The organism is Nonomuraea sp. B5E05, from assembly GCF_039880665.1.
Classification (GTDB): domain Bacteria; phylum Actinomycetota; class Actinomycetes; order Streptosporangiales; family Streptosporangiaceae; genus Nonomuraea.
In genome coordinates this window covers 1-1,516 of record NZ_JBDPMJ010000087.1, presented here as the reverse complement: position 1 = coordinate 1,516, position 1,516 = coordinate 1, and the positions used below count along the sequence as shown (strand labels likewise).

The window sequence follows — 1,516 nt, the reverse complement described above, 5'->3', positions numbered from 1 at the left end:
CTCGACCCCTGGCGAATCGGCGCGATCACCCGGGCGGCCCTCGTCCTCCTCCGTCTCGAACACGGACGCCACACCTAACCGAAGATGTGATCACACAAGGTCGTGATCCGTTACGCGGAAAGGCTCAGTCCGGATCCTCCCATATCAGCCATCGGTGCCGACGGTTAAGCCAGTTGCTGTCGAGACGCTCATGAGTTAACCGCTCGCAGACTGTGAGGGTGGACGCCTTGATGACGAGATCATTTTCGGTGAATTCCAGGCCGTCGAAATAGGGGTCGAGCTCGCTGTTCTCTATAGGCGACTTGTGTGAATAATTCCAAAGTCGTAGGTCTGCGATCATCTGGGAGTGGACGACATAGCTCAAATTGTATGTTCCGTGACCGCATAATACGCTGATCGCTCGGTCGGACTGCGACAGACGCTGTAACACGTACCAGAGGTTTCCCTTGTAGCCGTCGGGCTCTACGGTTACTACCCACTTGCCCAGTTCGCCCACGATGGCCGTGCATCCGATGCCAGCGGCCTCGAACGCTTCGTAGCTTTCCTCGACCGCTTCTGGGTAAGTGTAGTAGAGGCCGGTGCCGAGGTCGCCGAAGGCTGCGGCCACCTCGTCGATGCTGAGGCCGTGAGAGAAAGTGATGCTCATGGATTCGGAGAACCACTCCGACACAATGTTGTGATAATCGTGATGAGCGTTTTGCATCGTATTTTCGTTCCGTCCGAGCGGTGCCGCCCGGCCTAGGAGCTAGCGGTCGGGCGGCACTACGTCCTAAGTGTTACGTCATTGCGGTAGCACGAAGAACCGGTCTCCATCGAGGATTCTATACCGGTCCCAGAAAAGGTCCTGTGTTCGTCCGGCGGCCCTGTTCTGTGATCTGTCTATGAATCTGAGTGAGAAGTTTCCACCCGGAGCGCTCGCGCCCTGGATGGTTTTCGCGTAGGGGAACTCATCGCAGTCCCTTGGGTTACCCGTAATCGGATCCGGTCCACGATCCGCTGCGGTAAATGGAGAGGTATATCCATATCGCCCGTAGCAGTATCCGTCCTTGACTCGTACATTAGCATCATGTGTGCCTGTAGCCGTGGTACGGGTAAGCGCCATGTGCGGACCGTCATCGGGATGGCCGGGGACCTTTTTGTTGGCCCTGTAAGGTAAGGTTATCTCGGGCTTGTTAAGAGCGTCCCAAATATGGTCCGCATGTAGCTTGACGTTATTTTTGATCGTCCTACCGTTATATTGGATGGTCGCGTTTCTCGTCATTCCCCAGACTGGGGTTGTGCCCCAGAAGATGCATCCTCCGTAGTAAGCCTTGATATCGTCCGACGTGTCGCAGCGGACCGTGGGTTGCAGATTGTAAGACCCTTCGCCCCAGCTGTAGGCATTGTAAGTGAGCCTTTCCGCGTAACGGATCACGACCTTGTGTGATCACATCTTCGGTTAGGTGTGGCGTCCGTGTTCGAGACGGAGGAGGACGAGGGCCGCCCGGGTGATCGCGCCGATTCGCCAGGGGTCGAG

1 protein-coding gene is annotated in these 1,516 nt (G+C 56.7%); it reads right to left on the bottom strand.

Annotated elements, in window-relative coordinates; genetic code table 11:
- Positions 1-124: 124 nt before the first annotated feature.
- Positions 125-670 carry a hypothetical protein gene (locus ABGB01_RS45900; RefSeq protein WP_347780635.1) on the bottom strand — a complete coding sequence of 182 codons (546 nt, stop codon included), beginning with the start codon at positions 668-670 and terminating at the stop codon, positions 125-127.
- Positions 671-1,516: the final 846 nt, after the last annotated feature.